The sequence below is a fragment of the Vibrio sp. 10N.261.52.A1 genome (genome assembly GCF_002876325.1).
In the GTDB taxonomy this organism is placed as follows: Bacteria; Pseudomonadota; Gammaproteobacteria; order Enterobacterales; family Vibrionaceae; genus Vibrio; species Vibrio chagasii.
The window spans coordinates 1-1,310 of sequence record NZ_MCYD01001168.1 but is presented as its reverse complement, the minus strand read 5'-3'; the positions used below and the strand labels follow the sequence as shown (position 1 = coordinate 1,310).

Here is a 1,310-nt window from a genome sequence, read left to right as displayed (position 1 = left end):
AATCAAAGGTCCTTATTTCCTATAAATTCCATTACTTCTCTATAAATATTCATGATTAAAATGAATTGGTTCGGTTGTGATTGGCACAGCTTTTAAGTAAGGAAGTGGGACTAATGTTAAAACGTAAAGCTCTACAATTAGCAGTATCAGTCGGTATGGCGGCCATGTCGGGTGCGGTTTATGCAAATGGATCTGACATGACGAATCCAGATTCAGGTGTCGTCGTTGGTTATTGGCATAACTGGTGTGATGGTGGTGGTTACCAAGGTGGTAATGCTCCATGTGTAACGCTGGATGAAGTGAACCCGATGTACAACATTGTGAATGTCTCATTCATGAAAGTGTATGACGTGGCGGATGGTCGAATTCCAACTTTTAAACTGGACCCTACTGTTGGGCTTTCAGAAGAACAATTTATTGATCAAATTTCAGAACTCAACAAGCAAGGTCGCTCTGTGCTAATAGCTTTAGGTGGAGCCGATGCACACGTAGAGCTTGAAACAGGTGATGAAAGAGCCTTTGCTGATGAGATTATCCGTCTTACGGAGCGCTATGGTTTTGATGGTCTAGATATCGACCTAGAACAAGCAGCAGTAACCGCAGCAAACAACCAAACCGTGATTCCAGATGCCCTTAAGCTAGTGAAAGATCACTACCGTGCTGAAGGCAAAAACTTCCTTATTACTATGGCGCCAGAGTTCCCGTATCTAACGACGGGTGGTAAGTATGTTCCTTACATCGATAACTTGGAAGGTTACTACGATTGGATCAACCCGCAGTTTTATAACCAAGGTGGCGACGGCATCTGGGTTGACGGCGTAGGCTGGATTGCTCAAAACAACGATGAGCTGAAAGAAGAGTTCATTTACTACATCTCTGACTCTCTAATCAACGGTACTCGTGGTTTCCATAAGATCCCGCACGATAAGCTTGTGTTTGGTATCCCTTCGAGTATTGACGCAGCGGCAACTGGTTTTGTCAAAGAGCCACAAGACCTATACGACGCGTTCGATAGTTTAACTGCTCAAGGTCAGCCTTTACGCGGTGTAATGACGTGGTCTATCAACTGGGATATGGGCACCAACAAAGCCGGGCAAGCATACAACGAACAATTCATCAAAGACTACGGTCCATTTGTTCACGGCCAAGTGACACCGCCACCAGTTGAAGGTGAGCCTGTGTTGAAAGGTGTTGAGAATACTCGTGTACTTCACGGCACTGTTTTTGACCCGATGGAAGGCGTGACAGCAACAGATAAAGAAGATGGTGATTTAACTTCATCAATTGATGTTGAAGGTTACGTTGAAACC

Annotated in this window: 1 protein-coding gene; it reads left to right on the top strand. The window is 44.5% G+C overall.

The features are described from left to right. Positions 1 to 113 precede the first annotated feature (113 nt). Positions 114 to 1,310 (top strand): glycosyl hydrolase family 18 protein (locus BCT81_RS24955; protein WP_241908272.1); only part of this gene is annotated, 1,197 nt, incomplete at its 3' end.